The 894-nt window shown below is 62.8% G+C and carries 3 protein-coding genes; all 3 read left to right on the top strand.

The genetic code is table 11. The annotated features are described in order from the left end of the window. Positions 1-146 precede the first annotated feature (146 nt). Positions 147-410: a TrbC/VirB2 family protein gene (locus tag EN991_RS38000; protein ID WP_245461199.1), complete on the top strand. Its 264-nt coding sequence runs from the start codon at positions 147-149 to the stop codon at positions 408-410. After that, on the top strand, positions 410-673 hold the full coding sequence (locus EN991_RS37995) for a VirB3 family type IV secretion system protein (RefSeq protein ID WP_127370619.1): 264 nt from the start codon (positions 410-412) through the stop codon (positions 671-673). Before EN991_RS38000 ends, EN991_RS37995 begins: the two co-directional genes overlap by 1 nt. A gap of 12 nt (positions 674-685) precedes the next feature. Further along, positions 686-894, top strand: a 209-nt coding sequence (locus EN991_RS37990) for a hypothetical protein (RefSeq protein ID WP_164769746.1), incomplete at its 3' end; no start/stop codon positions are given.

Raw genomic sequence — 894 nt, 5'->3', positions numbered from 1 at the left:
CTCGAAGCCAAGCTCGACAACCAAATCAATCGCCAATCCCCAATCCCTCATGGAGCTCCAGAATGAATCAGATCCGCTTCACGTCATCGTCCATCCGCAAGGTTCGTGCGGCGCTCCCAATCTCAGCAACGATTGCCGTCGCCGCGATGATGATCGCGCCTGCCCACGCCGCGGGCTCTTCCATGCCGTGGGAAGAACCGCTTCAGCAGATCCTCGAATCTGTCGAGGGACCGGTCGCCAAGATCGTGGCGGTGATCATCATCATCGTCACGGGCCTTTCGCTCGCCTTCGGGGACACGTCCGGAGGCTTCAGGCGCCTGATCCAGATCGTGTTCGGACTGTCGATCGCTTTCGCGGCGAGCTCGTTCTTCCTGTCGTTCTTCTCTTTCGGCGGCGGAGCGCTGATCTGATGGACGACGAAGTCCGCGGGTTTTTCGCACCCGTGCATCGAGCGCTCACCGAACCGATCCTGCTCGGCGGCGCGCCGCGTGCGGTCGCCATCGCAAACGGCACGCTGGCCGGTGCGGTCGGCCTGGGTTTGATGCTCTGGATCGTTGGCCTTGTCATCTGGGCGATCGGGCATTTCGCCGCCGCCTGGGCGGCCAAGCGCGATGCGCAGTTCGTCGACGTCGTTCGCCGGCACCTTCGCTATCCCGCGCATTTTGGATGCTGAGAGGCTTTTCTCATGATGAACCTCGCCGAATACCGTAGACGCCCGTCCAGTTTGGCCGACTACCTGCCCTGGGCGGCACTTGTTGCACCGGGCGTGGTGCTTAACAAGGATGGATCATTCCAGAGAACCGCCCGTTTTCGGGGCCCCGATCTTGACTCCGCTACGCCGGCCGAATTGGTCGGTACGACTGCGCGGCTGAACGGCGCGCTCCGCCGTCTCGG

The organism is Mesorhizobium sp. M7A.F.Ca.US.005.03.2.1, assembly GCF_003997795.1.
Lineage (GTDB): Bacteria > Pseudomonadota > Alphaproteobacteria > Rhizobiales > Rhizobiaceae > Mesorhizobium > Mesorhizobium ciceri.
The sequence above is the reverse complement of the archived record's forward strand: the minus strand, read 5'-3'. Positions and strand labels throughout refer to the sequence as shown.

Excerpts from the sequence above, each read along its gene's own strand:
- EN991_RS37995 (WP_127370619.1), top strand. The coding sequence starts at position 410 with ATGGACGACGAAGTCCGCGGGTTTTTCGCACCCGTGCATCGAGCGCTC.
- EN991_RS38000 (WP_245461199.1), top strand. The coding sequence starts at position 147 with ATGATGATCGCGCCTGCCCACGCCGCGGGCTCTTCCATGCCGTGGGAA.